Source organism: Paracoccus sp. NSM (assembly GCF_052379855.1).
Lineage (GTDB): Bacteria > Pseudomonadota > Alphaproteobacteria > Rhodobacterales > Rhodobacteraceae > Paracoccus.
The window spans coordinates 111,478-138,149 of record NZ_JBQTCG010000006.1 but is presented as its reverse complement, the minus strand read 5'-3'; the positions used below and the strand labels follow the sequence as shown (position 1 = coordinate 138,149).

The following is a 26,672-nucleotide window of genomic DNA, read 5'->3' as shown; positions in this document are numbered from 1 at the left end:
TGCATCGCCTTCATTGCCTGGCCTTCAGCATTCCGGCAGGTTGACGGCGATGCCGCCCTGCGAGGTTTCCTTGTATTTCTCGTTCATGTCGCGGCCCGTGTCGCGCATCACGCGGATGCAATTGTCCAACGGCAGGAAATGCGCGCCGTCGCCCCTGAGCGCGAGGCTGGCGGCCGAGACCGCCTTGATCGCGCCAAGCGCGTTGCGTTCGATGCAGGGCACCTGGACCAGCCCGGCCGCCGGATCGCAGGTCATGCCAAGGTGATGTTCCAGCGCGATTTCCGCCGCGTTCTCGATCTGCGCGTTCGTGCCACCCAGCACGGCACAAAGACCCGCCGCCGCCATCGCGCTGGCGGAACCCACCTCGCCCTGGCAGCCGACCTCGGCGCCCGAGATGCTGGCATTGTGCTTGATCAGCCCGCCGATCGCCGCCGCGACCAGCAGGTAGTCGCGGATGCCGTCCCGGTGCGCACCGACGCAGTGATCGAGGTAATAGCGCCCGACTGCCGGCACCACGCCCGCCGCCCCGTTGGTGGGCGAGGTGACGACCCGGCCCCCGGCCGCGTTTTCCTCGTTCACGGCCATCGCGTAAACGCTGAGCCAGTCATTCGCCTGATGCGGCTGATTCAGGTTGCGGCCGCGTTCGGATTCGAGCTGTTCATGGATCGCGCGGGCGCGGCGGCGGACCTTGAGCCCGCCGGGCAGGATGCCGTCTTGTGTCAGCCCGCGCGCGATGCAGGCATCCATCGCGGCCCAGATCTCGTCCAGCCGCGCATTCAGCCGGTCGCCCAGACGGGCCTCTTCGTTGGCGCGTTTCATCTGGGCTATGCTGCGCCCCGAGGCGGCCCCCATCGCCAGCATCTCGGCCGCGCTCTCGAAGGGGAACGGCACATCGGCGCCCTGCTGGACGGGCGCCCTGCCCGACTGGCTGGCCTCCAACTCGGCCTTGGTGACGACGAAGCCCCCGCCGACCGAATAATAGGTCTGCTGGTGATAGGTCGCGCCCGACGGGTCCAGCGCCCGCAGCACCATGCCGTTCGGGTGGCCGGGCAAGGCGGGGCCGTAATCGAAGACAAGATCGCGGTCTGGCTCAAAGACCAGATCGCCAAGTCCTTCGGGGCGGACGAGGCCGGTGCGGCGCACCTCGGCCTCGATCCGTTCGGCGTCGTCAGGGTCCATGCGGTCCGGCGTCAGCCCGCAGAGGCCCAGGATCACCGCGCGGTCGGTCGCATGGCCCTTGCCGGTGAAGGCCAGGCTGCCATGCAGAACCGCCTGCAACCGGTGCGGATGGGTCGCGCCGGGGATCTTCTCGGTCCCGCCGCGCAGGTCGTCCAGAAAGCGGGCTGCGGCGACCATCGGCCCCATCGTATGCGACGACGAGGGGCCGATGCCGATCTTGAAGATGTCAAAGACCGAGAGGAACATCTACGCGCCGTAGATCGGGAAGCGCGCGCAGATCGCCTTGACCTCGGCACGGACCTCGGCCTCGAGCACGGCGTCACCTTCGGGGTTCTGGCCAAGGGCGCGAAGGACGCGCAGGATCATCTCGCCGATCTGGCGGAACTCGGCCTCGCCGAAGCCGCGGGTCGTCCCGGCCGATGAACCGAGCCGGATGCCGCTGGTGACGAAGGGCTTTTCCGGATCGAAGGGGATCGCGTTCTTGTTGCAGGTCAGGCCCGCACGCTCCAGCGCGATCTCGGCGGCCTTGCCGGTCACGCCAAGCGGGCGCAGGTCGCACAGGACCATGTGGCAGTCGGTGCCGCCCGAGACGATGCCCATCCCGCCCGCCGTCAGCGTGTCGGCCAGCGCACGGGCATTGGCGATCACGTTCTTGGCGTAATCCTTGAAGGACGGCTGCAACGCCTCGCCGAAGGCCACGGCCTTGGCGGCGATGACATGCATCAGCGGCCCGCCCTGGTTGCCGGGGAAAACGGCCGAGTTGAATTTCTTGGCGAGATCCTCGTCATTGGTCAGGATCACGCCGCCGCGCGGGCCGCGCAGGGTCTTGTGCGTGGTCGAGGTGGTGACATGGGCGTGCGGCACCGGGTTCGGATACTCGCCCGCCGCGATCAGGCCCGCGTAATGGGCCATGTCCACCATCAGATACGCGCCGACCTCGTCCGCGATGGCGCGGAAGGCGGCGAAGTCCATGTGGCGCGGATAGGCCGAGGCGCCCGCGACGATGAGCTTCGGCTTCTCGGCCAGCGCCTTGGCGCGGACCTTGTCCATGTCGATCAGGTGGGTGTCTTCCTCGACCTCGTAGCTGACGACCTGGAACCACTTGCCCGACATGGTGACGGGCGAGCCGTGGGTCAGATGGCCGCCATGCGCCAGCGACAGGCCCATGATCTTGTCGCCCGGTTGCAGCAGCGCTAGGAATACCGCTTGGTTCGCCTGCGCGCCCGAATGGGGCTGGACGTTGGCATGGGCCGCGCCAAAAAGCTGATTGAGGCGGTCGCGGGCGATGTCCTCGACCTCGTCAACGAATTCGCAACCGCCATAGTAGCGCTTGCCGGGATAGCCCTCGGCGTATTTGTTCGTCAGGACCGAGCCCTGGGCCGCCAGCACGTCGGCCGAGACGATGTTCTCAGAGGCGATCAGTTCGATCTGGTCCTGCTGGCGCCCCAGTTCGCGGCCGATGGCATCGGCGACGGCGCTGTCCGAGATCGTCTGGGTCTTGAAGTCGAGCATGGAAAAACCTTTCGGCAAAGCGGGATCGTCCGCGGCCGGGCGGCCGCAGCGGCAGGGGTCATGTCGGGTGGCTCAGAGGCCGGATTTCAGCTCGGCCTCGACCTTGGCGAGGATGGCGCGGACATGCGGCACGAAGCTGCGCCATACATCCATGCGGAAACTGTCGGCCCCGTCGCGCCACAGGATCACGGTGGCGGTATCAAACAGCGTCCGCGCCGCGCGACCGACCGGCAGCGCGCCCACGTCGCGGGGGCAGGCCGCCGTCAGCGCGGTCAGCGCCTGCGCGCCGGAAAGACGCAAGGTGATTTCGCGGTCGCTGATCTCGACCAGGCTGTGGGGGATGGCGGCATAGGCGGCCTCACCGGCGCGGGCCAGCGCGTCGCGCGCGCCCTCGGTGGTCAGGATCGTCCATTCATCGGGCCCGAGGCAGACCACCTCGGCGGTTCCGCTGCTGCGATGGCCGACCTTTTCGGGCAGGTCCAGCCCAAGCGCCTGCGCCAGCGCGGCGCGGTTCTCGGGGCGGACCCGCAGCGAGAACCGCGGCGACCAGGGCAGCGTTTCCAGCGCAAAGGGCGAGGCGTCGAAATCGTGGCGTTGTGTGGTCATGTCGCGCTCCTCAGGCCTTCAGCCGTTCGCCGTCAGGGTCGTAGAAATTGGTCGAGGTGATCGTGGCGCGCACCGTGCCGTTCGGCATCGGGATATGCACCGTCTCGCCCATCCGCCCGTGCCCGCCGGTGATCACCGCCATCGCGATGGGCCGGCCAAGTGCGACCGAATCGTAGGACGAGGTGACATGCCCCGCCATCGTCATCGGCAGCGATTGGTTCGGGTCCAGCACGATCTGCGCGCCCTCTTCCAGCCTGGTGCCGTCCTCGGTCAAGAGGCCGACAAGCTGCTTGCGGTTCGGCGCCACGATGTCGGGACGCTGGAGGGAGCGTTTGCCGACAAAGTCCTTCTTGGCCTTGCCCACGGCCCAGTCCAGACCCGCATCCTGCGGCGTGATCGTGCCGTCGGTATCCTGGCCCACGATGATATAGCCCTTTTCGGCGCGCAGGACGTGCATCGTCTCGGTTCCGTAGGGGCAGATGTCATAGCGCTGGCCTGCCTCGTGGATCGCTTTCCACAATGCCAGACCGTGCCGGGCGGGGACGTTGATCTCGAAGCCCAGTTCGCCGGTGAAGCTGATCCGGAACAGCCGCGCGGGCAGGCCCGCGACGGTGCATTCCGCGACCGACATATGCGGGAAGGCCGCGTCCGACAGGTCCAGCCCCTCGACCAGAGGCGCCAGCACATTGCGGGCGTTCGGGCCGTTGACCGCGACGGTCGACCATTGCTCGGTGGTCGAGGTCAGCCAGACATTCAGGTCGGGCCATTCGGTCTGGAGGTAATCCTCCATCATGTTCATGACCCGCGCGGCGCCGCCGGTGGTGGTGGTGACGTGGAACAGGTCCTGGCCAAGGCGCCCGATGACGCCGTCGTCGCGGATGAACCCGTCCTCGCCCAGAAGCAGGCCATAGCGGCACCGGCCCGGCGCGAGCTTGGTCCAGGGGTTGGTGTACATGCGGTTCATGAACTCGACCGCATCCGGGCCCGCGACCTCGATCTTGCCCAGGGTCGAGGCGTCGAACATCCCCGCCGATGCCCGCGTCATGCGGCATTCGCGCGCCACGGCCTGATGCATGTCCTCGGTCCCTTGCGGGAAATACCACGCCCGGCGCCACAGCGAGACGGGCTCGAACACGGCGCCATGCGCCTCGGCCCAGGGGTCGATCGGCGTCTTGCGGGTCAGTTCGAAGGTCGCGCCCTTGTGGTAGCCCGCGAAGGTGCCAAAGCTGGTCGGCGTGTAGGGCGGGCGGAAGGTCGTCAGACCGACCTGCGGCGGCTCCTTGCCCAGGGCGTCGGCGGCGATCATCAGCCCGTTGATGTTCGACATCTTGCCCTGATCGGTCGCCATGCCGTTGGTCGTGTAACGCTTGACGTGCTCGATCGAGCGCATCCCCTCGCGCACGGCCAGCCGGATGTCCTTGGCGGTCACGTCGTTCTGATAATCGACGAAGGCCTTGGCCTTTCCGGCGCTGCGGTCGGTGGGCAGTTCCTTCTGGCTAGTGCCGGTGCCGGGGCGATCACCCTCGACCTTGGCCGACAGCGGCAGGCCCGTGCGGCCGAGCGCCTCGACGGCGGCAAGACCGGCCTTGGCGCCATCTTCAAGCACAGGACCATAACCCCAGAGGCCCCGACCCGCACCCGCGATCTGGCAGGCCTCGGTCTTGTGGTTGGGCAGGAAGGTGCGGCTGGCCTCGTCCCAGGTCAGCGAGCCCTTGGTATGCGAGAAGAGATGCAGCGAAGGCGTCCAGCCGCCCGAGATCAACAACGCGTCGCAGGCGATCTTGCGGCCCGCGCCGACCTGACCGTTCCGCACGGGGTTCACGCGCACGGCCTTGACGCGCAGGCGGCCATAGGTGGCGGTGGCGGTATGGCCGGTCAGGACCTCGATGCCGCGCTTGCGGGCGGCCTCGACCAGATCGGGGCGGACCTCGGCGCGCAGATCGGCGATGGCGGCCACGCGGCCCCCGGCATCGACCAGATCGAAGGCCGCATACCAAGCGCTGTCATGGCTGGTGACGACCGCCGCGCAATCGCCGACCTTGACGCCGTAGCGGTTCAGATAGGTCTGCGCCGCGCCCGCCAGCATGACGCCGGGCCGGTCGTTGCCGTCAAAGACCAGCGGTTTTTCCAGCGCGCCCTGCGCCAGGATCACCTGACCGGCGCGCACCCGCCACATCCGTTCGCGCGGGGCGCCGGCGGGGGGGTGGTCCAGATGGTCGGTCAGACGCTCGACCAGGCCCACCATGTTCTGATGGTAATAGCCGATGGCGGTGGTGCGGGTCATCAGCGTGACACCGGCTGCGCGCAACTGCGACATCTGATCGGCCAGCCAGGCCCAGGAACCGCGCCCCTCGATCCGGACCGCCGGATCAGACAGAAGCGAGCCGCCCATCTCGGGGTTCTCGTCCACCAGAACCACACGGGCGCCGGACTTCGCGGCGACCAGCGCGGCCGAGATCCCCGCCGCGCCCCCGCCCACGACCAGCACGTCGGTATGCAGATAGCGCGAGGCATAATCGTCGGGGTCCGCCTCGGTCGGCGATTTGCCCAGGCCCGCGGCGGCGCGGATGAAGGGCTCGTAGACCTTGTCCCAGAAGCTGCGCGGCCACATGAAGGTCTTGTAGTAGAAACCGGCCGAGAACAGCATGTAGGCGCGGTCGTTCACCGCCCCGATGTCGAATTTCAGCGAGGGGAACTTGTTCTGGCTTTCCGTCACCAGCCCCTCGCGCAGTTCCTGCACGGTGGCGCGGGTGTTCGGCTCGAACCGGCCCGGGCCGCGCGAGGTGCCGATCAGGGCGTTCGGTTCCTCGGACCCTGCCGTGACGGGGCCGCGCGGGCGGTGATACTTGAACGAACGCCCCATCAGGTGGACGCCATGCGCCAGAAGGGCCGAGGCGACCGTGTCGCCGCGCAGCCCGGTGTAGCGCTTGCCGTCGAAGGTGAAGCTGACGGGTTTGGCGGGATCGACGCGGCCGAGGCCGGGGATGCGATAGCGGCTCATTCCGCGGCCTCCAGAATGGTCAGCGCCGGGCGCTCTTCGCCGGCCTTGTAGGTCGTCAGGAAACGGTCGCTGACCGTGTCGCGCAGCGCGTTGAAGAAGCGCCCGCAGCCGTGGATGTGCCGCCAGCGCTCGTAATGCGGACCGCGCGCATTGGTGCGGATGAACAGAAAATCGCGCCATTCCTCGTCCGACAGGGCCGAGGGGTCGGCGGGGCGCGCGATATGCGCCTCGCCCGCATAGGCGAATTCCAGTTCAGGCAGGGTTTCGTCGCAATAGGGGCAATGGATCAGAAGCATGGCGAAATCCTTGATGCGCGCCGACTAGTGGGCAACTGCGGCGGCGGCGGCTTCGTCGATCAGCCGGCCGGTGGTGAAGCGTTCAAGCGTGAAGGGCGCGTTGATCGGGTGCGGCTCGTCCTTGGCAACGGTCCAGGCCAGCGTATGCGCGGCGCCGGGCGTGGCCTTGAAGCCGCCGGTGCCCCAGCCGCAATTGACATAGAGCCCCTTGACCGGCGTCTTGCCCAGGATGGCCGAACGGTCCGGCGTCACGTCCACGATCCCGCCCCATTTGCGCAGCATCCGCATACGGTTGAAGATCGGGAAGACCTCGCAGATCGCCGCGACCGTATGCTCGATCAGCGGCAGGCCGCCGCGCTGGCTGTAGCTGGTATATTGGTCGGTGCCCGAGCCAATCACCAGCTCGCCCTTGTCGGACTGGCTGATATAGGCGTGGACGGTGTTCGACATGACGACGCAGGGGAAGATCGGCTTGACCGGCTCGCTGACCAGCGCCTGAAGGGGGAAGCTTTCCAGGGGCATCCGGACGCCCGCGCTGTCCATCACGACGCTGGTGTTGCCGGCGGCGGAAACCGCGACCTTCTTCGCCTTGATGAAGCCCTTGGCGGTATCGACGCCCTGGACCGCGCCGTCAGGCCCGCGTCGGATCGCGATGACCGGGCAGTTCTGGATGATGTCCACGCCCCGCGCCGCCGCCGCCCGCGCATAGCCCCAGGCCACCGCATCATGCCGCGCGGTGCCCGCCCGCATCTGCAGCGCCGCGCCCATCACCGGATAGCGCGCGTCGGGGCTGATGTTCAGCGGCGGGCAGAAGGCCTTGGCCTCTTCCTTCGTCAGCCAGCGGTTGTCCACGCCATTGAGGCGGTTCGCATGAATGTGCCGCTGGAAGGACTGAACGTCATGGACGTTATGCGCCAGCATCATCACGCCGCGCTTGGAATACATGACGTTGTAGTTGAGTTCCTGCGACAGGTTCTCCCACAGGTCCAGCGCGTGATCGTAAAGCCGCGCGCTTTCGTCATAGAGATAGTTCGACCGGATGATCGTCGTGTTCCGGCCCGTATTGCCACCGCCCAGCCAGCCCTTGTCGATCACCGCGACATTGGTGATGCCGTGCTCTTTCGCCAGGTAATAGGCCGCGCCCAGACCATGGCCGCCCGCCCCGACGATGACGACATCGTATTCGGCCTTGGGCTGGCTGTCGGGCCACTGCTCGCGCCAGTTCTTGTGGCCCGTCAGCGCGTTCTTGAGCAGGGACATGGCAGAGAAACGTTGCATGGCAGGGGCCCTTTCATCGCATCTGCCTGTCACAATATGGTTTCAGGCAGCGTCTCGTTTGTAGATTTGCGGCAGGCATCGTGTAGGATCGCGTCATGACCCCTGCCACCCGCCTCCGAGTCGCTTTCCTTCTGGCCGACCAGTTCACCCTGTCGGCATTCGCCAATTTCGTGGATGTTCTGCGGCTGGCCGCCGACGACGCGGACAAATCGCGCCCGATTCTGTGTGACTGGACGGTGCTGGCCGACCGGATGGATCCGATCAGGTCCAGTTGCGGGGTGCGGGTGCAGCCGGACACGCCGCTGCGCCGGGCGGGGGCGTTCGATTATCTGGTCGTCGTGGGGGGCCTCATCAGCGACCGCGCCGCCTTTGGCCCGCAGGCGCTGGACTTCATCGCGCAGGCGGCCGCGCGGGGCGTGCCGCTGGTCGGGCTTTGCACCGGGGTCTTCACGCTGCAGGCCGCGGGGCTGCTGCAAGGCTATCGCTGCTGCGTCAGCTGGTTCCACCATCAGGATTTCATCGACAGGTTCGAACGGGAGACCCCTGTCTCGGACCAGATCTTCGTGGTGGACCGCGACCGCCTGACCTGTTCGGGCGGGCACGGCGCCGCCCATCTGGCGGCGTTCCTTGTGCAGCGCCATGTCGGGCAATCGGCGGCGACGAAAAGCCTGAACATCATGATGATCGAGGATGCGCTGAGCGGCCAGCGCGCCCAGCCGGGCCAGATGCTGGCGCGGCAGGCGCGCGACGAACTGGTCAAGCGCGCCGTCCTGAAGATGCAGCAAAATATCGAACAGCCGCTGAGCGTGGACGAGATCGCGGCCGCGCTCGGCACCGCGCGCCGCACGCTCGAGCGGCGCTTTCAGGCCGATCTGGGGCAATCGCCCCGGCGCATCTATCTTGAGATCCGGCTGGACCGCGCGACAACCCGGCTGCGGCAGACGGCGCAATCGGTCACGGATATCGCGCTGGCCTGCGGGTTCTGCGACGCGCCGCATCTGGCGCGCTCGCTCAAGGCCGAACGCGGCCTGACCCCGGGCGAGATCCGGGGCGCGGCTATGCCTCCAGCGTGACCGTGCCGCGGGGGTGGGAACAACAGGCGAGGATGTAGCCCTCTTCGACCTCGTCCTCGCTGATGCCGCCGTTATGGACCATGTGCACATCGCCCGAGACTTTGCGGATGCGGCAACTGCCGCAAACGCCCATGCTGCAACCATAGGGGATGGCCACGCCCGCCGCACGCGCGGCCTGAAGCACAGTATCGGCGGCGCTGCAATCATGGGTGATGCCTGAATCCCGGAACACCAGTTGCGCGGCATCCGTGGTCGCCGCCTCTGTGGTGCCGCTTTCGACCGCTGGCAGATCGCCCGCTTCGGGCGCGCCGAAGCTTTCCTGATGGTAATGCGCCATGTCGAAGCCCAGCCCCGCCAGCGCCTCGCTGACCGATTGCATGAAGCCCGCCGGGCCGCAGCAAAAGACCTCGCGTTCCAGATAATCGGGCGCCATCAGGCCCAGCATAAGCTGGTTGAACCGGCCCTTGTAGCCGGTCCAGGGCTGGTAGATATCGGCCTGCTGGACGACCCATTTCAGGTCCAGCCCCTCGATCCGGGTGGCCATATGCTCAAGCCGCCGCTTGAAGATGATCTCGGACGGGCGCTGCGCGCAGTTCACGAAGACGATGTCGCAATGGCGGCCCAGATCGTAGATCTCGGTCGTCATCGACATCATCGGCGTGATCCCCGACCCGGCCGAGATGAACAGGTATTTCCGCGCCGGGAAATGGGTCGAGGTGAAGCGCCCGGCCGGGCCCTTGGCCCTGAGCTTCATGCCGGGGCGCAGGTTGTCGATGATCCAGCGCGTCCCGATCGAGCCGGGTTGCGCCTTGATCGTGATCGTCAGCGATTTCGGCCGCGTGGGCGAGGACGAGATCGTGTAGGTGCGGTGGATCGTGCCGCCCGGCAGAGGCAGTTCCAGCGTCAGGAACTGGCCGGCCAGAAACTCGAACGGCCGGCCCGACGGCGCCTGAAAGCACACCGTCACGACATTGGGGGATTCGGGCAGGATCGAGACGCATTCCAGCGGCTCGTCATCGGTCCATTTCGCTGTCTGCCGGGCGTCGAGCATCGGCTTACTCCGCCGCCACGGCCAGACCCGGCTGGCGGGCGCGCAGGCGATCCAGATACCAGTTCACGAACTGGATCACGCCGTCCTCGTGGATCGTCGAATAGGGGCCGGGCTGATAGGCGGGCGAGCAGATGCCCTGCTGGTTATGCTCGACCACGCGGCGATCCTCGTCATTGGTATGTTCCCAGACGGTGGTCAGGTTCTTCAGGTCGTAATCCACGCCCTCGACCGCGTCCTTGTGGACCAGCCAGGTGGTCTGCACTTCGGTTTCCATCGGGCTGATCGGGGTCACGCGGAAGGTGATCGAGTGGTCCGTCAGAAAATGATTCCATGTCGTCGGATAATGGAACATCAGCAGCGTCCCGGCATCAAGGAACGGCACCCGGCCAAGCCGCTTCTGCACGGCGATCTTGCCGTTGATCGTATAGCTTTCCGCGCCGTCCAAAAGCGGCATCCGCGCCACGCGGAATTGACCGTCCGGCGCCATGCGGAACCGCGAGGGCGCGCCCGCGCCCTCCAGACGGTTGAAGTGGTTCTCGACCTTTTCCGGGAAGGTGCCGTCCGGGCTGACGCCGGTGATCGAGGGATCCTCGGGATAGGTGCGGCAAAGGTCGGGATGGTTGCCCGCGCAGTGATAGCATTCGCGGTTGTTTTCCCAGACCAGCTTCCAGTTGCCGTTCTCGATGATGGTGGACTGGAAGGCGATCTTGGCGTCGGACAGGTCATGCACGCCCAGATAGGGCGTCACGGTGCCGGCGAAGGCGTCGAAATCGGGCGCTTCGTCGGCAAGGCAGATATAGACGAGCCCCGCCACTTCGCGGCAATGCACAGTCTTGAGGTTGTGCTGCGTCGGATCGAAATCCTCGCCCATGTCGCGCGCCCAGAGCAGCTTGCCGTCCAGCCCGTAGGTCCATTGGTGATAGGGGCAGGTCAGTTTCGCGACCTTGCCCTGCGCGACCGAGCAGATCACCGACCCGCGATGGCGGCAGGAATTGTGGAAGGCGCGGATCCCGCCCTGATTGTCGCGCAGAACGATCACGTCATAGGCGCCGATCCGCAGCCGCTGGAAGCTGCCCGCCTTGTCCAGCGCGCAGGCGGGCATGGCGAAAAGCCAGTCGCGGTAGAAGATCGTCTCCATGTCATGCGCGAAGACCTCGGGCGAGGTGTAGAAGGCCTGCGGCAGCCCGTGGCCGGGTTTGTGCTGCGCGATCAGGTCGGAAAGGGGCTGGGGACGTCCTGGCATGATGGGCTCCTGCAAAGCCGGGTTTGTCTGGCGTGACGAAGCCAGCCAAAGCGCGTCTTGACAATGGGATAAAATCTCATGTGACATTACTCTGGTTAAACTCTTTCCGCTGCGTCACGTCAGCGACATTTTCCCAGCCGGATGCGACATCATGCCCAAGCCCTACAACCTGCCCCCGCTCGGCGATCTTGCCTGTTTCGAGGTCGCGGCCCGGCATCTCAGCTTCAAGCGGGCCGCGGCCGAACTGAACGTGACCCCGGCCGCCGTCAGCCACCGCATCAAGGCGCTGGAATCGGAACTGGGCCAGCCGCTGTTCTTCCGCCATTATCGCGGGGTGGAACTGACCGAGGCGGGCGCGCTGCTGTTCGTCGCGCTGCAACGCGGGCTTGAGGGGATCGCCGAAAGCGTGGGCCGGATCCGCAGCCGCTCGGTCCGGTCGGGCGTGTCGATCGCGGCGACGACGGCGGTCAGCACACTGTGGCTGATGCCGCGCCTTGCGGGCTTTCTGGCCCTGCATCCCGATATCGCGCTGTCGCATCTGGTGCAGGATGGCCCCGCCCCCGAGGGCGCGGATCTGAGCATCCATTACGGCGACCCCGCCGAAGTGCCCGACGAGACCGCGATCCTGATGCAGGACCGCATCCTTGCGCTTGGCACGCGGACATTCGCAGAACGCCACGGGATCGGCAGCCTTGCCGATCTGGCGCGCGCGCCGCTGATCCACACCCGCTCGGACGAGCCGGAATGGACGACCTGGCCGCAATGGTTTCAGGCGATCGCGGGCCAGCAACCGACCGGGCCGGGCTTTGTGCTGAACAACCACCTCGTATCGCTACAGGCGGCCGAGGATCATATCGGCGCGGTGCTGGGCTGGGAATCGCTGCTGGGCCCGCATCTGGCAAGCAGAAGGCTGGTCCCGCTGGTCCCCGAGGCCCTGCCCTCGCCCTGGCCGTTCTACCTGCGCATCCACGGAAGAGCCTCGGCCAATGCACGGCAACTGGCGGATTGGCTGATGGCGCAAAAGGATGTCGCGGCCGGTTCCCCGGCCGCGAGTTGATTTAGATCAGCTAACCGAACCGCCTCAGCTGCGCGGCTTCAGGTTCTCGGGGTCGTAAAGCGGCGCATAGCCGATCCCCGCGACCTCGACCGGGTAGATTTCGTCGAAATAGCTGACCTGCAGCTTGCGACCCAGCTGGCAATAATCCCAGGGCAGATAGGCCAGCGCGATGTTCTTGCCGACCGTGGGACCGTAGGCGATCGAGGTCGTGTAGGACCGCCGCCCCAGGCTGTCGATCAGCACCGCGCCGGTATCCGGGTCCATCACCGGCAGCGTGCCGACCGGGTAGCGGGCGACGCCCTGGCTGTCCACATTGTCGGTCATCACCAGCGTGCACAGCATCGCGGGCTGATGATCGCGGGCACGGTATTCCAGATGCTTGGCCTTGCCGACGAAATCGGCCTCCTTGACCTTGGGACGGGCCAGATCGGCCTCCAGCAGGTTGTACTGGGTCAGCAGGTCCGCGTTCTGCAGGCGCAGCGACTTTTCCAGACGGCGCGAGTTCGCGTAGGTCTCGACCCCCACGGCCATCACCCCTGCCCCGCGCAGCGCGTCCCACACGGCCAGACCATCGCCATAGGCCATGTGCAGTTCCCAGCCCTGTTCGCCCACATACGAGATGCGGAAGGCCATGACCTTGCGGCTCGCGATCTCGATCTGCCGGATCGCGGCAAAGGGGAAGTTCGCAACATCCAGCGCATCGGGATCGGCCACGACCTTCTTGAGGTTCTCGCGCGCATTCGGGCCCCAGATGCCGATCGTGGTGAAATCCTCGGTCGTGTCGGTGATGGTGACGTCGAGGCCGCGATCCTGCGCCACGCGGCGCATGTACATCAGGTCGCGCGGGCCGGCATCGGCCCCGTTCACCAGCCGGCAGCGATCCTCCATGCGGAAGACGGTGAAGTCGGCGCGGACCATGCCTTCCTCGTCCAGCATGTGGGTATAGATGCCCTTGCCGATATTGGCGTCACCGCCGATCTTGGCCGCACACAGATATTCCATCAGTTCGACATGATCCGGCCCGGAAATGTCGGTCATGTGGAAATGCGACAGGTTGATGATCCCGCAATCGGCGCTCATCTCCAGCTGCTCGGCGTTGGAAACGCGCCAGAAGTGGCGGCTGTCCCATTCGTTCAGACGCTCGGGGACCTGATCGGCGTATTTCTCCAGCAGGTGCTCGTTGGCGGCATAGCCATGCGCGCGTTCCCAGCCGCCCAGTTCCATGAAGTAGCCGCCAAGCTCCTTTTCCCGCTCGTGGAACGGGGACCGGCGGATGCCGCGGGCATTGGCGAATGGTTCGCGCGGGTGGACCGGCGGGTTGTAGATCTTGGCTGCGGTTTCCTCGCAGCGGCCCGAGATGAAATCCTCGGTCAGCTGGAAATCGCTGAACCGCGCATAGTCGATGCGGTTGTGGTCGATCTCGGTGCGGCCCTTGGTCATCCAGTCGGCGATCAGCTTGCCCATGCCGGGGCCGTCCTTGACCCAGATCGCCACCGCATACCACAGGCCCCGCAGCTTGCGGCTTTCGCCCATCGAGGGGCCGCCATCGGTCGTCGTCTGCAAGAGCCCGTTGAACGAGTGGCTTTCGTTGAAGCCCAGCTCGCCCAGGATCGGCGTCAGCTCCATCGCGCGTTCCAGGGGCTCGATCACGTCATCCAGCACCAGGTCGCGCTGCGAGGGCGACAGGCGCGCCTCGTGCTTTTCCAGCAGGTCGCGCGGATGGACCATCCGCACGTCCTTTTCGTAGTAATAGCCCCACTCGATCTGGCCGCCCTCGGTCGTGTTGGGATCGCCGGTGTCGCGCAGATAGGCCGAGTTGCCCTGATCGCGCAGCAGCGGGCGGCCGATTTCCAGGCCGGTGCCGGCGAATTCCTCGTAGGGACCGAAGAAGGTCAGCGGGTGATCGACCGGCATCACGGGCAGGTCCTCGCCCGCCATCTCGGCAATCAGGCGACCCCAGAGACCCGCGCAGACCACGACATGATCGGCCATGATCGTGCCGCGTGTCGTGCGGACCCCGGTGATACGGCCATTCTCGTGCAGCAGTTCCAGCGCGGGCGTATTGGCGAAGGATTTCAGCTTGCCCGCCGCCTCGGCCATGTCGACCAGCTTGCCCGCGACCGTCTGCGAGCGCGGCACGACGAGGCCCGCGTCCGGATCCCACAGCGCGCCCTGGATCTGATCCTCCTCCAGCAGCGGGAACTTGGCCTTGGCCTCGGCGGCCGAGATGATGCTGACATTCGTGCCGAAGGCCTTGCCGCTGTCCACGCGGCGCTTCAGTTCGGCCATGCGGGCGTCATCGCCCACGCGCGCGACCTCCAGCCCGCCGATGCGTTTGTAGTGACCCAGCTTTTCGTAGAAATCCATGGAATACATGGTCGTCCAGCAGGACAGCAGGTCATGGCTGGTCGCGTAGCAGAAATCCGAGGCATGCGCGGTCGAGCCGATATCGGTCGGGATGCCCGACTTGTCGATGCCGACGATGTCGTCCCACCCGTTCTCGATCAGGTGATGCGCGACCGAGGCACCGACGATGCCGCCGAGGCCGACAATGACGACGCGGGCGCGAGAGGGAAAGCTGGACATCTTGCTCATCCTTACTTGAGGCGATGCGGCGGGGCCGCTTGTAATTCCTATGCCGCATCACACGGCGGGCGATCCGTCAATCTATCTTCGGGGCGGAAAGCCCCGTGCGACGATAAGCAGCGATCAAGGTGTTGTGCATCAGCGTCATGATGGTCATCGGCCCGACCCCGCCCGGCACCGGCGTGATCGCCCGTGCGCGCTGGCTGGCGCCCGCGAAGTCCACATCGCCGACAAGACAGGTCCTGCCGTCGCGGATCACGCGGCTGGTGCCCACGTCGATCACCGTCGCACCCGGCTTGATCCATTCGCCCCGGATCATTCCGGCCGAACCGACGGCGGCCACGACGATGTCGGCGCGGCCCACCTTGGCGGCCAGATCGCGGCTGCGCGAATGGGCCATCGTCACCGTGCAGTTCGCGCCCAGCAACAATTGCGCCATGGGCTTGCCCACGAGGATGGAACGCCCGACCACGATCGCATCGAGGCCGGTCAGATCACCCAGGCTGTCCTTCAGCAGCATCAGGCAGCCAAGCGGTGTGCAGGACACCAGCCCCGGCAGGCCCGAGGCCAGATAGCCCGCATTGACCGGGTGCAGCCCGTCCACGTCCTTGGCCGGATCGATAGCCTCGATGACGGCCAGACTGTCCAGACCTTTGGGCAGCGGAAGCTGAACGAGAATGCCGTCCACGGCCGCGTCGGCGTTCAGCCGCGCGATCAGCGCCATCAGATCGGCCTGCGACACGGTTTCGGGCAGGACATGCTCGAAACCTTCCATGCCCAGCTTGCGCGCCATCCGGCCCTTTGAGCGGACATAGACCTCGCTGGCCGGATCGGTGCCGACCAGGACCACCGCCAGACCCGGCGCGCGGCCCGTCTGTGCCGAGAAGTCACTGACCTGCCGGGCGATCCGTTCGCCCAGACCATCGGCAAAGGCGCGGCCGTCGATGATGGCGGCGCTGGCCGCGCGGGCCTCGGCGATCACAGGGCGCGCTCCATCTCGGGCAGGACGTCGAAGATGTCGCCGACGATGCCGTAATCGGCGACCTGGAAGATCGGCGCCTCGGAATCGTTGTTGATCGCCACGATGATGCGGCTGTCCTTCATCCCCGCCAGATGCTGGATCGCGCCCGAGATGCCGCAGGCGATGTAAAGGTCGGGCGCCACCACCTTGCCGGTCTGGCCGACCTGAAAATCGTTGGCGGCATAGCCTGCATCCACGGCGGCGCGGCTGGCACCGACGGCGGCGCCCAGCTTGTCCGCCAGGGGATTGATGACCTGCTCGAACCGTTCGCGCGAACCAAGCGCGCGTCCGCCCGAGACAACGATCTTGGCCGAGGACAGGTCAGGCCGGTCGCTGGCCGACAGCAGGTTCTGCCGAAAGCGGGAAAGCGCGGGAAGGTCCGTGCCCGAAACGGCCACGACGGGGGCCGTCGCGTTGCCGTTGGGGGCGGGGGCGAAGCTGGCGCTGCGGATGGTCAGCACACGCAGGGCCTCGGGCGACTGGACGACCTCGATCGCGTTGCCGGCATAGATGGGGCGCTTGAACGTGTCGGGGGCTATGACCTCGATCACCTCGGAGACCTGCATCACGTCCAGAAGCGCGGCCACGCGGGGCATGACGTTCTTGCCGCTGCTGGTAGCCGGGGCCAGGATGGTGTCGTAATCCCCCGCAAGCGAGACGATCAGCGCGGCGACAGGCTCGGCCAGGCACTCGGCCAGCGCGTCACCTTCGGCCAGCAGGACGCGGCGAACGCCCTCCAGCCGGGCGGCGGCCTCGGCGGCGGGGGCGGCGCCCTGCCCCGCGATCAGGATGTCCACATCCGCGCCGATCCGGCGCGCGGCGCTCAGCGCGCGGGCGCTGTGTTCGGACAGCGAGGCGTTGTCGTGGTCGGCAAAGAGAAGGATGGCCATGGCGATGTCTTTCCCAGTTAGAGGCCCGATCAGATGACGGCGGCTTCGGATTTCAGCCGGTCGAGAAGTTCCGCGACGCTGCCGACCTTGATCCCGCTGGCGCGGGCTGCGGGCTCTTCGACGCGGATGACGTTCAGGCGGGGCGCGATGGTGACGCCCAGTTCCTCGGGGCTGTGCTGGGCCAGGGGTTTCTTCTTGGCCTTCATGATGTTGGGCAGGCTGGCATAGCGCGGCTCGTTCAGGCGCAGGTCGGCGGTGATGATCGCGGGCAGGCTGACCTCGATCTGTTGCAGACCGCCATCGATCTCGCGCGTGACCAGGGCATGATCGCCCGCCAGTTCGACCGCCGAGGCAAAGGTCGCCTGGCTCCAGCCCAACAGCGCGGACAGCATCTGGCCGGTCTGGTTGCAGTCGTCATCGATGGCCTGCTTGCCCAGAACGACCAGCCCGGCCTGCTCCGAGCGCACGACCTGCGCCAAGATCTTTGCGACAGCCAGCGGCTCGATCCGGCCCTCGGCGGCGATCAGGATGGCGCGGTCGGCGCCCATCGCCAGAGCGGTGCGCAAAATGTCCTGCACCTGCGCGGGACCGACCGAGACGACGATCACCTCGGAGGCCTCGCCGGCCTCTTTCATGCGGACGGCCTGTTCGACGGCGATCTCGTCGAACGGGTTCATCGACATCTTGGCATTGGCAAGGTCGACGCCCGAACCGTCTGATTTCACGCGGATCTTCACGTTGTAATCGACCACCCGCTTGACCGGGACCAGGATCTTCATGTCGGTTCCTCTCTGTCGATGGCCCCGCATCGGGGGCTTGTGCCCGTGCCGGCCCTGCCTTGCGCCGGATCGTCGTTGAACGATCCTGTCGGGGCAGAGAGCGGCCTCTGTTGACGCCAACATTGCCGTTTCGCGGCCCCGTGCGACAGGACGTTTGCGTCATCGCGGTATTAGAGCTACGACATGGCAGCGTCACAATCACCCCGAGGCCGCGCCATGAGCCTTGCACCCGCCCCCCACCGTCATGGGATCGCCCGCCCGCTGCGCCGCCAGCAGGGCGACACGCGCCTGTCCGTGGGCTTCATCCTCGCCAAGCGGTTCACATTATGCGCCTTCGCGAATTTCGTTGATGTTCTGCGGCTTGCCGCGGACGAGGGCGACCGCAGCCGCCCGATTCTCTGCAACTGGACCGTCCTGTCCGACACGATGGAGCCGGTGACCTCCAGCTGCGGGATCAGCGTCCAGCCCAAGGAGCGGTTGGGCGATCCGGCCCGATTCGATTACATCGCCGTGATCGGCGGCCTGATGGAGGACGAGGCCGTCCTGCCCCCCGGCTATCACCGCTTTCTGCACGATGCGGCCGCACTGGGGGTTCCGCTGATCGGCGTCTGCACGGGCGCCTTCCTGCTGCATCAGGCGGGGCTTCTGGACGGCTATCGCTGCTGCGTCAGCTGGTTCCACCACGCCGATTTCCTTGAACAATTCGAGGGGCTGAACCCCGTCACCGACCAGATCTTCGTGGTGGACCGCGACCGCCTGACCTGTTCGGGCGGGGCCAGTTCGGCCCATCTGGCGGCCCACCTGGTGGACAAGCATGTCGGCCGCGCGCAAGCCAGCAAGAGCCTGCACATCATGATCATCGACGAGGCCCTGCAGGCCGACAAGCCGCAGCCCGGCATCACGATGGATTTCAAGACGCGTGATCCGATGGTGCTGCGCGCGCTGCTGCTGATGCAGCAGAACATCGAACAGCCCTTCACCGTGGCCGAGATCGCGGACCGCATCGGCCACAGCAAACGCCAGCTTGAACGGCATTTCCAGACCGCGCTTGGCACCTCGCCGCAGGCCGCTTTTCTGGACATGCGCCTGTCGCTGGCCCATCACCTGATCGTCACGGGCGACAGACCGATCTCGCAGATCGCGCTGGAATGCGGCTTTTGCGACAGCTCGCATCTGAGCCGCATGTTCCGCCGCCGCTATGGCCGGACCCCGCAGGCCGTGCGGCAGGCGCGGGAATGAGAAAGGCCCCCGCAGCGGCTGCGGGGGCCTTCGTCGTCGTGGTCAGACGTGTCAGCGCGGTTCGCTGGCCAGTCCCTTCCAGATCGCGACGCACATCAACAGCAGCAGCACGGTGAACGGCAACCCGGTCGAGATGACCATGGATTGCAGCGCGCCCAGGCCGCCCGCCGACATCAGCAGCACGACCGCGACCACAGCCTCGAACACGCACCAGAAGACGCGCTGCGGAACGGGCGCATCGACTTTGCCGCCCGAGGTGATCGTGTCGATGACCAGTGATCCGGAATCCGACGAGGTGACGAAGAACACGATGACCAGCACGATCCCCACGAAAGAGGTGATCTGCGTCAGCGGCAGGCCGTCCAGCATGGCGAACAATTGCAGCGGCAGCTCGGCGTCGCGGACCGCGCCATAGCCTTCGCGGACCACCTGGCTGATCGCCTCGCCGCCGAAGATCGACATCCAGATCACGCAGACCAGCGACGGGATCAACAGCACGCTGATGATGAATTCCCGCACCGTCCGGCCACGCGAGACGCGGGCGATGAACATGCCGACAAAGGGCGACCAGCTGATCCACCACGCCCAGTAGAACGAGGTCCAGCCCTGCATGAAGTTCACGTCATCACGCCCGACCGGGTTCGACAGGGCGGGCAGATACTGCACATAGGCCACAAGGAAGTTGCCCATGTCGGTGATCAGCAGCAGCGTCGGGCCCGCGAACAGCACGAACATCAGCAGGCCGAAGGCCAGCACCATGTTGATCTCGGACATGCGCTTGACGCCGGCTTCCAGCCCCCGGATCACCGAATAGAGCGCGATGGCCGTGATGCCGATGATCAGGATCGTCTGCGAGGTTTCGTTGATCGGCATCCCGAACAGCTTGTTGAAGCCCGCATTGGCCTGCACCGCGCCAAGGCCAAGCGAGGTCGCCAGACCGAACAGCGTGGCAAAGACCGCCAGGATGTCGATGATATGGCCCGGCCAGCCCCAGACGCGTTCCCCGAAGATCGGATAGAAGGCCGAGCGGATCGTCAGCGGCAGACCCTTGTTGTAGCTGAACAGCGCAAGGCTCAGGCCCACGACCGCATAGATCGCCCAGGGGTGCAGCGCCCAGTGGAAGATCGAGGCCGCCATGCCCAGCCGGATCGCCTCGGCCTCGGTCGCGGCGGCGCCCAGGGGTGCCCAATCCGTGCGGACCCCGTCCGCACCGACCGCGATGCCGCCCGCCGAGGATGTGAAATGGCTCAGCGGCTCGCTGACGCCGTAGAACATCAGCCCGATGCCCATGCCCGCCGCGAACAGCATCGAGAACCAGCTGAGATAGCCGAAATCGGGCTTGGCCGCCGCCCCGCCCAGCCGGATCTTGCCGTAGGGGCTGACGACCAGCACGAGGCACAGGATCACGAACACATCGGCGGCAGCGATGAAGAACCAGTCAAACCCCTTCGTCGCGCCCGAGAACAGCGCGCTGAAAAGATTTCCCGCGGTGTCCGGCAGCGCCAGCGTGAACACCACGAAGGCCACCACGCACAGGGCCGAGATCAGAAAGACAGGGTTGTGGACGCTGTAGGGCATTGCCCCAAGCTGGCCCTCGATATTGTCCTGACCGACCTGGTAATCGGTCGGGATCACGCTTTCGGGCGGAGGGGCGTCGGGCCGATCCCCGGCCTCGCCCTCCTTGGTCACATAGGTCACGCTTACGTCCTCCTGAGTTGGCACCGTGCCTGCCTGAAGGGAAACCCGCCGATAGGGCCGTCTTGGTCTTGGCGCGGAAATGGCAAGGTCCCGTGGCCGGGCGCGACGCGTCCCGATCCCGCAGGACGGGGGTCCTGCCGAGGCTCCATTTCCGTGCGATGTGCGGCTGATCCGGCAGCGGGCCGAGACAAGCATCTTCAAGTCTGACGTTTATGTGTCCAAGTGCCGCAGCGTCGCAGGACGGACGCGACATTCCGGCGGTAGCATTGCGCCCCATCCCGAAAGCCCTTGATCGCGGTCAATGCGCCAAACGGCCGCTGCGTCGCAGCATCAGCGGACTGGCGCAAAGCTGCTGGCCGCCCGTCGCAAATCTTCACGCCGCCCCAATTGCGACCCGCTACCCATGAGAAAGGTCCCGATCACCCTGCCCCTGCGCGGCCGGGCCGATCCATGCCATCCCCCCTACCCAGCAAGAGGACATCGCCATGCCCCAGCTCATCCTGACCGTCTCCTGCCCTGTCCGGACCGGGATCGTCGCAACGATTTCCTCGTTTCTGGCGCAGGCCGGCTGCAACATCCATGACAGCTCGCAATTCACCGACCTGCAGAACGACCGCTTCTTCATGCGTCTCAGTTTCATGTCGGAACAGGGCAAGACCCGCGAAGAGCTGGATCAGGCCTTCCGCGCCGTGATCGAGGGCAGCGATATCGTCCATGCCTTCCACGATCCCTGCGAAAAGATGAAGGTCGTGATCATGGTCAGCCGCTTCGGGCATTGCCTGAACGACCTGCTCTATCGCTGGCGGATCGGGGCGCTGCCGATCGACATCGTGGCGGTGATCTCGAACCACATGGACTACCAGAAGGTCGTCGTGAACCACGATCTGCCGTTCCACTGCATCAAGGTGACGAAAGAGAACAAGGCCGAGGCCGAGGCCGAGCAGATGCGCATCGTCCGCGAGACGGGTGCCGAGCTGATCGTGCTGGCGCGCTACATGCAGGTCCTGTCTGACGAGATGTGCCAGAAGATGTCGGGGCGGATCATCAACATCCACCATTCCTTCCTGCCCAGCTTCAAGGGCGCGAACCCTTACAAGCAGGCCTTCGACCGGGGCGTCAAGCTGATCGGGGCGACCAGCCACTATGTCACCGCCGATCTGGACGAAGGCCCGATCATCGAACAGGACACCGTGCGCGTGACCCATGCCCAAAGCGCGGGGGATTACGTGAGCCTTGGCCGCGACGTGGAAAGCCAGGTGCTGGCGCGCGCCATCCACGCCCATATCCATCGCCGCGTCTTCATCAGCGGCGACAAAACGGTCGTGTTCCCCGCCAGCCCGAACGAATACGCCTCGGAACGCATGGGCTGAGCAGGCGCGGCGGGTTCAGCCCGCCGCCCGCATCCCGTCGGCGTGGGTCGCGGCGCTGCCCAGCCGGATCACCTGGTCCGAGATCCCGGCCAGCAGGTCGGGATCATGGCTGACGATCAGCAGCGCCATGCCGCGTTCGCGCGCGGTCTCGACCAGCAGGGCCGTCACCTCGGCCTGCGTGATCAGGTCCAGCCGCGAAGTCGGCTCGTCGGCAAACAGAAAGACCGGGTCCAGCAGCAGCAGACGCAGCAATGCCAGCCGCTGCAATTCGCCGCCCGAAACCTCGGCCGGGCGGCGCAGCAGCAGCCTCGGATCAAGACGCAGGCGCGCCATCAAGGCGGGGATGCGGCTGCGGTCCAGCCGGTGCAGCCGGACCAGATCCGCCAGTGCGCCGCCAAGGGGTTGGTGGCGCGGAAAGGCGCTTGGCGGGTCCTGATAGAGCTTCTGGAACCGCCGCGCCGACAGGCCGGGCTGCCGGATCACCCGGCCAGACGCGGGCTGGCAGAGGCCCAGCAGCACATCGCCAAGCGTGGACTTGCCGCAACCGCTTGGCCCCTCGATGCCGATGATCCGGCCCGGATGCAGGTCCAGACCGAAGCCGTCGAAAAGCTGTCGCCCGCCCCGGCGGACGGTCAGGCTTTCGGCGCTCAGGACGGGCGCGCCAAGGGGCGGGCGCGGCACGGGGCGCGGCCAGCTTGCGGGATCGGCGGCGATCAGGCGGCGGGTATAGGCGTGGCGCGGGCGGGTCAGGATCTCGGCGGTGGGGCCGCGCTCGACCACGCGGCCCTTCAGCATGACGATCAGTTCGCCCCCGATCTGACGCGCCAGCGCCAGATCATGGGTGATCGTCAGAAGGCCGCCGCCCTGCCTCAGCCCGGCCATCAGCAGCGCGATCACGTCGTCGCGGCGTGCGATGTCCAGACCCTTGGTCGGCTCGTCCGCGACCACGATACGCGCCCCCCCGGCGCGGGCGGCGGCAAAGGCCACCCGCTGCGCCATACCGCCCGAAAGCTGATCGGGCCGCGCCGCGCCCGCACCATCAAGGCCAAGTTCGGCCAGATCACGGTCGGCCTGAAGCCCGGCCTCGGCCCAGCCCAGCCCGCGGACAAGGGCATGCCCCTCGGCCACCTGCGCGCGCGCGCGCATCAGCGGGTCCAGCGACAGCCACGGCTCTTGCGGCAGGACGCCGATCACGCGGCCCCACAAGGCGCGCAGGGCCTGCGGTCGAGCCAGATCGAGGGCGTTCCCCGCGATCTCGACCTGGCCGGCGGGTTGCAGCCCCGCAGGCAGGGTGCCGATGATCGCCTGCGCCAGAAGGCTCTTGCCCGATCCGGTCTCGCCGAGGATCGTGACGGGGCTGCCCGCCGCCAGCCGCAGCGAGACGGGCTCGACCAGAGCTGTCATCCCCGAGCGGACCGAGACATTCACCGCGTTCAACAGATCGCTCATGCGCGGCGCCCCCCGGCGACAAGGTTGAGGCCCAGAAGGGTCAGGAAGGTGGCTGCGACCGGGACCAGCAATGCCATCGGTGCCTCGCGGTAATAGGGCAGCATTTCGACCATCATCAGGCCCAGTTCTGGCCGGGGCGGGCGCACGCCCACGCTGACGAAGCCGAGGGCCGCGATCATCATGACCGCCGTCGCCGCGCCAAAGGCGCCTAGCGTCAGCAGCATCGGCGCCAGTTCCGGCCAGAGGTGGCGGCGAAAGACGTGGATCGGCCCGAAGCCCAGCAGCAGCGAGGCCTCGATCGCGGGGGCGGCCAGAAGGCGGCTGACCGTGGCACGCGTCAGGCGGAAGAACTCGATCCACAGAACCAGCGTCAGGCCGATCCAGAAGGCGAAGGCCGTCACCGGCACGATGGCCGAGACGATCAGCACCAGAAGCAGACCGGGCAGCGCCAGAAACGCATCCGCGATCAGGCTCAGCGCGCGGTCCAGCCACCCCCCGCGCCACGCGGCCAGCACGCCCGCCGCGACGCCCAGGATGGCACCGCTAAGAACCGCCGCCGCCGCGATGGCCAGCGACAGACGCAGGGCCGAGGCCAGCCGCGCGGTCAGCGACCGGCCCAGATGGTCGTAGCCCAGGGGCGAGGCCGCGTCAGGCGCGGCAAGGATCTGGCCAAGGCTCTGGCGCAGCGGATCGGCCGGAAACACCAGCGGCGCCAGCAGCGCAAAGGCCAGGACCAGCACCAGCAGGCAAGCACCCATAAGCCGCGCCCATGCCCGCGATTGCTGCGGCAGGTCTGTCAGGGTCAGGCTCATGCGCCCAGCCTCCGGTCGGTGCGGTCGCGCGGGTCGATCCAGCGCGCGGTCAGATCCACCATCGCGTTCAGCGCGACGAATCCCAGACCCAGAAGCAGCGCGGTCCCCTGCACCATCGGCACGTCGCGCCCGAAGATCGCATGGACCAGCGCGTGACCGATGCCGGGCCAGCCGAAGATCGTCTCGATCACCACGACGCCCTCGACCAGCATGGCGAATTGCAGCCCCAGATAGGTGACCAGCGCCACACCGATATTGCGCAGCCCGTGGCGGCGCAGCAATTGCCATTCCGACAGGCCCTTCCAGCGGCCAAAGGCGTAATGCGGACTTGCGGCCACCGCCGCCATCGCATCGCGCGCGATCCGCGCCGAGACCGCTGCCAGACCAAGCGCCAAAGTCAGCGCGGGCAGGATGAAATGCTCGGGCCGCCCATGGCCTGCTGCCGGCAGCCAGCCCAGCTGGATCGAGACCAGAACGATCAGGACCAGCCCCATCAGGAATTGCGGCACCGCCCGCAACGCGGTCGAGACGACCAGCAACGCACGGTCCAGCCACCCCCCGGCCCTGAGGCCCGCCAGAATGCCAAGGGGCGGGCCGATCACGAAGGACAGCGCCATCGCGGCGGCCGCCAGTTGCAGGCTGGCGCCAAGCTGGTGGCGGATCTCGTCCCAGACCGGCGCGCCGGACAGGGCCGAGGTGCCGAAATCCAGCCGCAACAGGTCCCAGAACCACGCCGCAAAGGCCCCAAGCGCAGGCTGGTCCAGCGCCAGTTCGCGGCGCACGGCCTCGGCGGCCTCGGCGTTCACGCCGTCATAGCCGTAGCGCCCCGCCGCGATGCGAAAGGCCATGTCGCCGGGCAGCGACTGCATCATCAGGAAGGTCAGCACCCCGACCAGCAGCGCGACCAGCAGGGCCTGCGCCGCGCGATAGAGGATCGCGCGCAGCACCGGATGCGTCATTCGGCCCACTCGATCCGACGCAGGCCGATCGTGCGCTCGTAAGGGTCCAGCACCGCCCCCGTGATGGCCTTCGAAACCGCCGCGTTCTGCTGATACCAGGCCACCGGGATGACGGGCAATTCCGCCTGCAGGATGGCGATGGCGCGGTCGCGTTCGGCCTGTTCCCCCTCGCCCCGCGCAAGATCATGGATCAGGGCGGTGAAATCGGCGTTCTGCCAGTTCATCGCGCCCCAGTCGCCGGTCGGGGCGTAATCGGTCAGGAAGGTGCCCACCGGGTCGGGAACCAACGCGAAGTTCCGCGCGATCAGCGCGATATCCAGCGTGCCTTCGGAATGACGGACCGGGATTTCAGACGAATTCGTCGAATCGATGATCATCTCGACCCCGATATCGGCGAACATCTGTTGCAGCACCGCCGCCGACAGCGGCAGTTCGGGCCGGTCGGGATAGGTCGTCAGCGTCAGGCTGAGACGCTGTCCGTCGCGCATCAGGATGCCGTCAGGACCGGCGGTCCAGCCCAGTTCGGCCAGCAGCGCGCGTGCGGCCTCGGGGTCATGGGCCAGAGGCTCGACCTTGTCCGAATGCCAACCCCCGGCCGAGGGCGGCAGGATCTGGTCCGCCGCCGCCGGATAGCGCAGGATCGCCTGCGCCAGCCCCGCGCGGTCGATGGCCAGCGACAGGGCGCGCCGCGCATCCGGGCTGTCCAGCGCGGGATGGCCCGCGTTCACCTTGATCAGCAGCGAACGCGGGACCGAGACCGAGAGGACCTGAACCCGGTCCACCGCCGAAAGCCGCGAGACAGAGGCGGGGTCCAGGTTGAAGACATAATCCGCATCACCGCTTTCGGCCATCAACGCCCGCGTCTCGGCCCGGCCAACCGCCTGATAGGTCACGCGTTCGATCGGGGGGGCGCCGTCCCAGTGATCTGCGAAGGCCTCGGCCTCCAGCCGCGACGGCGCCTCAAGCACCGTGACGCGATAGGCGCCGGTGCCGATGATCTCGGTGACGCTGCCATCCTCGGCATAGGCTGCCGGCGCGTAGATCAGCGAGCGGTATTCCGACAGATAGGCCGGCAGCGGCGCGAAGGGCTCTGACAGGCGGATGACCAGCGCACCATCCTTGGCCGTGATCTCGGTGATCGGCGCGGTCTCCAGCAGGCCCGGCTTGGCGCGCGCGATATTCAATGCGCTGGCCGCGGCCTCGGCGGTAAAGGGCGTGCCGTCGTGGAACAGAACGCCCTCGCGCAGGCGGAAGCGCCATTCCAGCCCGTCGCCGGATGGCTGCCAATCCAGTGCAAGGCCGGGGATCAGCCGGCCTTCGGCATCGGCATTCACCAGCGTTTCCGCAACATCCATCTTGATGAACACGCTGCCCGACAGGACCGGATCTGGGCCCTTGATCTCGAAAGGCGCGACGACATCCAGAACCCCGTCACGGGCCAGGACGGCGGCAGGCAGCGAGGACAAGAGCGCCGCAAGGGCGGCAGAGGCAAGCAATCTGGTCATGGGTTCCGTCTCCGAGGAATGTATGCGTTATTATATCACATAACGCTACGTTCAAGCCTGAACTTGCC

Annotated in this window: 21 protein-coding genes; 4 read left to right on the top strand and 17 right to left on the bottom strand. The window is 66.8% G+C overall.

Features of this window, described 5'->3' with window-relative positions; all coding sequences use genetic code 11:
* Nucleotides 1-24: 24 nt before the first annotated feature.
* The 6 genes from ACTZWU_RS11350 to ACTZWU_RS11325 form a co-directional block, all read right to left on the bottom strand.
* Complete coding sequence (locus ACTZWU_RS11350; protein ID WP_444737472.1) at nt 25-1,425, bottom strand: L-serine ammonia-lyase; 1,401 nt, start codon at nt 1,423-1,425, stop codon at nt 25-27.
* Entirely contained in the window at nt 1,426-2,691 is a 1,266-nt protein-coding gene (glyA, locus tag ACTZWU_RS11345; protein ID WP_444737471.1) for a serine hydroxymethyltransferase, read from the bottom strand.
* A gap of 72 nt (nt 2,692-2,763) precedes the next feature.
* Entirely contained in the window at nt 2,764-3,297 is a 534-nt protein-coding gene (locus ACTZWU_RS11340; RefSeq protein ID WP_444737470.1) for a sarcosine oxidase subunit gamma, read from the bottom strand.
* A 10-nt stretch (nt 3,298-3,307) separates the two neighbouring features.
* Nucleotides 3,308-6,298 (bottom strand): sarcosine oxidase subunit alpha, encoded by a 2,991-nt coding sequence (locus ACTZWU_RS11335; protein ID WP_444737469.1) that lies wholly within the window; start codon nt 6,296-6,298, stop codon nt 3,308-3,310.
* Nucleotides 6,295-6,594, bottom strand: a complete 300-nt coding sequence (locus tag ACTZWU_RS11330) for a sarcosine oxidase subunit delta (RefSeq protein ID WP_444737468.1) — start codon at nt 6,592-6,594, stop codon at nt 6,295-6,297. Before ACTZWU_RS11330 ends, ACTZWU_RS11335 begins: the two co-directional genes overlap by 4 nt.
* Before the next feature lie 24 nt (nt 6,595-6,618).
* Nucleotides 6,619-7,872 (bottom strand): sarcosine oxidase subunit beta family protein, encoded by a 1,254-nt coding sequence (locus ACTZWU_RS11325; protein WP_444737467.1) that lies wholly within the window; start codon nt 7,870-7,872, stop codon nt 6,619-6,621.
* 95 nt (nt 7,873-7,967) lie between these two features.
* Here ACTZWU_RS11325 and ACTZWU_RS11320 point away from each other — a divergent pair, with 95 nt between their 5' ends.
* Nucleotides 7,968-8,945, top strand: a complete 978-nt coding sequence (locus ACTZWU_RS11320) for a GlxA family transcriptional regulator (RefSeq protein WP_444737466.1) — start codon at nt 7,968-7,970, stop codon at nt 8,943-8,945.
* Here the strand turns inward: ACTZWU_RS11320 and ACTZWU_RS11315 are convergent.
* Together ACTZWU_RS11315 and ACTZWU_RS11310 are read right to left on the bottom strand one after the other, a co-directional pair.
* Nucleotides 8,929-9,996 (bottom strand): 2Fe-2S iron-sulfur cluster-binding protein, encoded by a 1,068-nt coding sequence (locus ACTZWU_RS11315; RefSeq protein ID WP_444737465.1) that lies wholly within the window; start codon nt 9,994-9,996, stop codon nt 8,929-8,931. The two genes, ACTZWU_RS11320 and ACTZWU_RS11315, sit on opposite strands and share 17 nt — an antisense overlap.
* Before the next feature lie 4 nt (nt 9,997-10,000).
* Nucleotides 10,001-11,239: an aromatic ring-hydroxylating oxygenase subunit alpha gene (locus ACTZWU_RS11310; protein WP_444737464.1), complete on the bottom strand. Its 1,239-nt coding sequence runs from the start codon at nt 11,237-11,239 to the stop codon at nt 10,001-10,003.
* A gap of 151 nt (nt 11,240-11,390) precedes the next feature.
* On the opposite strand from ACTZWU_RS11310, the gene ACTZWU_RS11305 reads away from it, so the two are divergent.
* Nucleotides 11,391-12,296, top strand: a complete 906-nt coding sequence (locus ACTZWU_RS11305; protein ID WP_444737463.1) for a LysR family transcriptional regulator — start codon at nt 11,391-11,393, stop codon at nt 12,294-12,296.
* Between the two features lie 24 nt (nt 12,297-12,320).
* Here the strand turns inward: ACTZWU_RS11305 and ACTZWU_RS11300 are convergent, their stop codons facing one another.
* From ACTZWU_RS11300 to ACTZWU_RS11285, 4 genes are all read right to left on the bottom strand, one after another.
* Complete coding sequence (locus tag ACTZWU_RS11300; RefSeq protein WP_444737462.1) at nt 12,321-14,882, bottom strand: GcvT family protein; 2,562 nt, start codon at nt 14,880-14,882, stop codon at nt 12,321-12,323.
* Between the two features lie 76 nt (nt 14,883-14,958).
* Entirely contained in the window at nt 14,959-15,864 is a 906-nt protein-coding gene (folD, locus tag ACTZWU_RS11295) for a bifunctional methylenetetrahydrofolate dehydrogenase/methenyltetrahydrofolate cyclohydrolase FolD (RefSeq protein WP_444737461.1), read from the bottom strand.
* A complete protein-coding gene (locus tag ACTZWU_RS11290) occupies nt 15,861-16,793 on the bottom strand; it encodes an electron transfer flavoprotein subunit alpha/FixB family protein (RefSeq protein ID WP_444737460.1) in 933 nt (310 codons plus the stop codon). Before ACTZWU_RS11290 ends, folD begins: the two co-directional genes overlap by 4 nt.
* Before the next feature lie 29 nt (nt 16,794-16,822).
* The gene (locus ACTZWU_RS11285) at nt 16,823-17,572 is read right to left on the bottom strand and encodes an electron transfer flavoprotein subunit beta/FixA family protein (protein WP_444737459.1); all 750 of its coding nucleotides are present in this window, start codon (nt 17,570-17,572) and stop codon (nt 16,823-16,825) included.
* 216 nt (nt 17,573-17,788) lie between these two features.
* Between ACTZWU_RS11285 and ACTZWU_RS11280 the strand changes: the two genes are divergently transcribed.
* A complete protein-coding gene (locus tag ACTZWU_RS11280; protein ID WP_444737458.1) occupies nt 17,789-18,811 on the top strand; it encodes a GlxA family transcriptional regulator in 1,023 nt (340 codons plus the stop codon).
* 51 nt (nt 18,812-18,862) lie between these two features.
* On the opposite strand, the gene ACTZWU_RS11275 is transcribed toward ACTZWU_RS11280, so the two are convergent.
* Nucleotides 18,863-20,389 carry a BCCT family transporter gene (locus ACTZWU_RS11275; protein WP_444737476.1) on the bottom strand — a complete coding sequence of 509 codons (1,527 nt, stop codon included), beginning with the start codon at nt 20,387-20,389 and terminating at the stop codon, nt 18,863-18,865.
* 605 nt (nt 20,390-20,994) lie between these two features.
* On the opposite strand from ACTZWU_RS11275, the gene purU reads away from it, so the two are divergent.
* Nucleotides 20,995-21,879, top strand: coding sequence for a formyltetrahydrofolate deformylase (gene purU, locus ACTZWU_RS11270; RefSeq protein ID WP_444737457.1), 885 nt, complete (start codon nt 20,995-20,997; stop codon nt 21,877-21,879).
* Between the two features lie 15 nt (nt 21,880-21,894).
* On the opposite strand, the gene ACTZWU_RS11265 is transcribed toward purU, so the two are convergent.
* Genes ACTZWU_RS11265 through ACTZWU_RS11250 form a run of 4 tightly spaced genes read right to left on the bottom strand, consistent with a single transcriptional unit; the run spans nt 21,895 to nt 26,604 of the window.
* Complete coding sequence (locus ACTZWU_RS11265; RefSeq protein ID WP_444737456.1) at nt 21,895-23,328, bottom strand: ABC transporter ATP-binding protein; 1,434 nt, start codon at nt 23,326-23,328, stop codon at nt 21,895-21,897.
* A complete protein-coding gene (locus ACTZWU_RS11260; RefSeq protein ID WP_444737455.1) occupies nt 23,325-24,140 on the bottom strand; it encodes an ABC transporter permease in 816 nt (271 codons plus the stop codon). Before ACTZWU_RS11260 ends, ACTZWU_RS11265 begins: the two co-directional genes overlap by 4 nt.
* A complete protein-coding gene (locus ACTZWU_RS11255) occupies nt 24,137-25,099 on the bottom strand; it encodes an ABC transporter permease (RefSeq protein ID WP_444737454.1) in 963 nt (320 codons plus the stop codon). The genes ACTZWU_RS11260 and ACTZWU_RS11255 overlap by 4 nt, the downstream gene beginning before the upstream one ends.
* Nucleotides 25,096-26,604, bottom strand: coding sequence for an ABC transporter substrate-binding protein (locus ACTZWU_RS11250; protein ID WP_444737453.1), 1,509 nt, complete (start codon nt 26,602-26,604; stop codon nt 25,096-25,098). Before ACTZWU_RS11250 ends, ACTZWU_RS11255 begins: the two co-directional genes overlap by 4 nt.
* Nucleotides 26,605-26,672 lie beyond the last annotated feature (68 nt).

What these genes read in the sequence shown, in the direction of transcription:
- ACTZWU_RS11350 (WP_444737472.1), bottom strand. Translation starts at nt 1,425, where the DNA reads ATGTTCCTCTCGGTCTTTGACATCTTCAAGATCGGCATCGGCCCCTCG.
- glyA (WP_444737471.1), bottom strand. Translation starts at nt 2,691, where the DNA reads ATGCTCGACTTCAAGACCCAGACGATCTCGGACAGCGCCGTCGCCGAT.
- ACTZWU_RS11340 (WP_444737470.1), bottom strand. Translation starts at nt 3,297, where the DNA reads ATGACCACACAACGCCACGATTTCGACGCCTCGCCCTTTGCGCTGGAA.
- ACTZWU_RS11335 (WP_444737469.1), bottom strand. Translation starts at nt 6,298, where the DNA reads ATGAGCCGCTATCGCATCCCCGGCCTCGGCCGCGTCGATCCCGCCAAA.
- ACTZWU_RS11330 (WP_444737468.1), bottom strand. Translation starts at nt 6,594, where the DNA reads ATGCTTCTGATCCATTGCCCCTATTGCGACGAAACCCTGCCTGAACTG.
- ACTZWU_RS11325 (WP_444737467.1), bottom strand. Translation starts at nt 7,872, where the DNA reads ATGCAACGTTTCTCTGCCATGTCCCTGCTCAAGAACGCGCTGACGGGC.
- ACTZWU_RS11320 (WP_444737466.1), top strand. Translation starts at nt 7,968, where the DNA reads ATGACCCCTGCCACCCGCCTCCGAGTCGCTTTCCTTCTGGCCGACCAG.
- ACTZWU_RS11315 (WP_444737465.1), bottom strand. Translation starts at nt 9,996, where the DNA reads ATGCTCGACGCCCGGCAGACAGCGAAATGGACCGATGACGAGCCGCTG.
- ACTZWU_RS11310 (WP_444737464.1), bottom strand. Translation starts at nt 11,239, where the DNA reads ATGCCAGGACGTCCCCAGCCCCTTTCCGACCTGATCGCGCAGCACAAA.
- ACTZWU_RS11305 (WP_444737463.1), top strand. Translation starts at nt 11,391, where the DNA reads ATGCCCAAGCCCTACAACCTGCCCCCGCTCGGCGATCTTGCCTGTTTC.
- ACTZWU_RS11300 (WP_444737462.1), bottom strand. Translation starts at nt 14,882, where the DNA reads ATGTCCAGCTTTCCCTCTCGCGCCCGCGTCGTCATTGTCGGCCTCGGC.
- ACTZWU_RS11290 (WP_444737460.1), bottom strand. Translation starts at nt 16,793, where the DNA reads ATGGCCATCCTTCTCTTTGCCGACCACGACAACGCCTCGCTGTCCGAA.
- ACTZWU_RS11285 (WP_444737459.1), bottom strand. Translation starts at nt 17,572, where the DNA reads ATGAAGATCCTGGTCCCGGTCAAGCGGGTGGTCGATTACAACGTGAAG.
- ACTZWU_RS11280 (WP_444737458.1), top strand. Translation starts at nt 17,789, where the DNA reads ATGAGCCTTGCACCCGCCCCCCACCGTCATGGGATCGCCCGCCCGCTG.
- ACTZWU_RS11275 (WP_444737476.1), bottom strand. Translation starts at nt 20,389, where the DNA reads ATGCCCTACAGCGTCCACAACCCTGTCTTTCTGATCTCGGCCCTGTGC.
- purU (WP_444737457.1), top strand. Translation starts at nt 20,995, where the DNA reads ATGCCCCAGCTCATCCTGACCGTCTCCTGCCCTGTCCGGACCGGGATC.
- ACTZWU_RS11265 (WP_444737456.1), bottom strand. Translation starts at nt 23,328, where the DNA reads ATGAGCGATCTGTTGAACGCGGTGAATGTCTCGGTCCGCTCGGGGATG.
- ACTZWU_RS11260 (WP_444737455.1), bottom strand. Translation starts at nt 24,140, where the DNA reads ATGAGCCTGACCCTGACAGACCTGCCGCAGCAATCGCGGGCATGGGCG.
- ACTZWU_RS11255 (WP_444737454.1), bottom strand. Translation starts at nt 25,099, where the DNA reads ATGACGCATCCGGTGCTGCGCGCGATCCTCTATCGCGCGGCGCAGGCC.
- ACTZWU_RS11250 (WP_444737453.1), bottom strand. Translation starts at nt 26,604, where the DNA reads ATGACCAGATTGCTTGCCTCTGCCGCCCTTGCGGCGCTCTTGTCCTCG.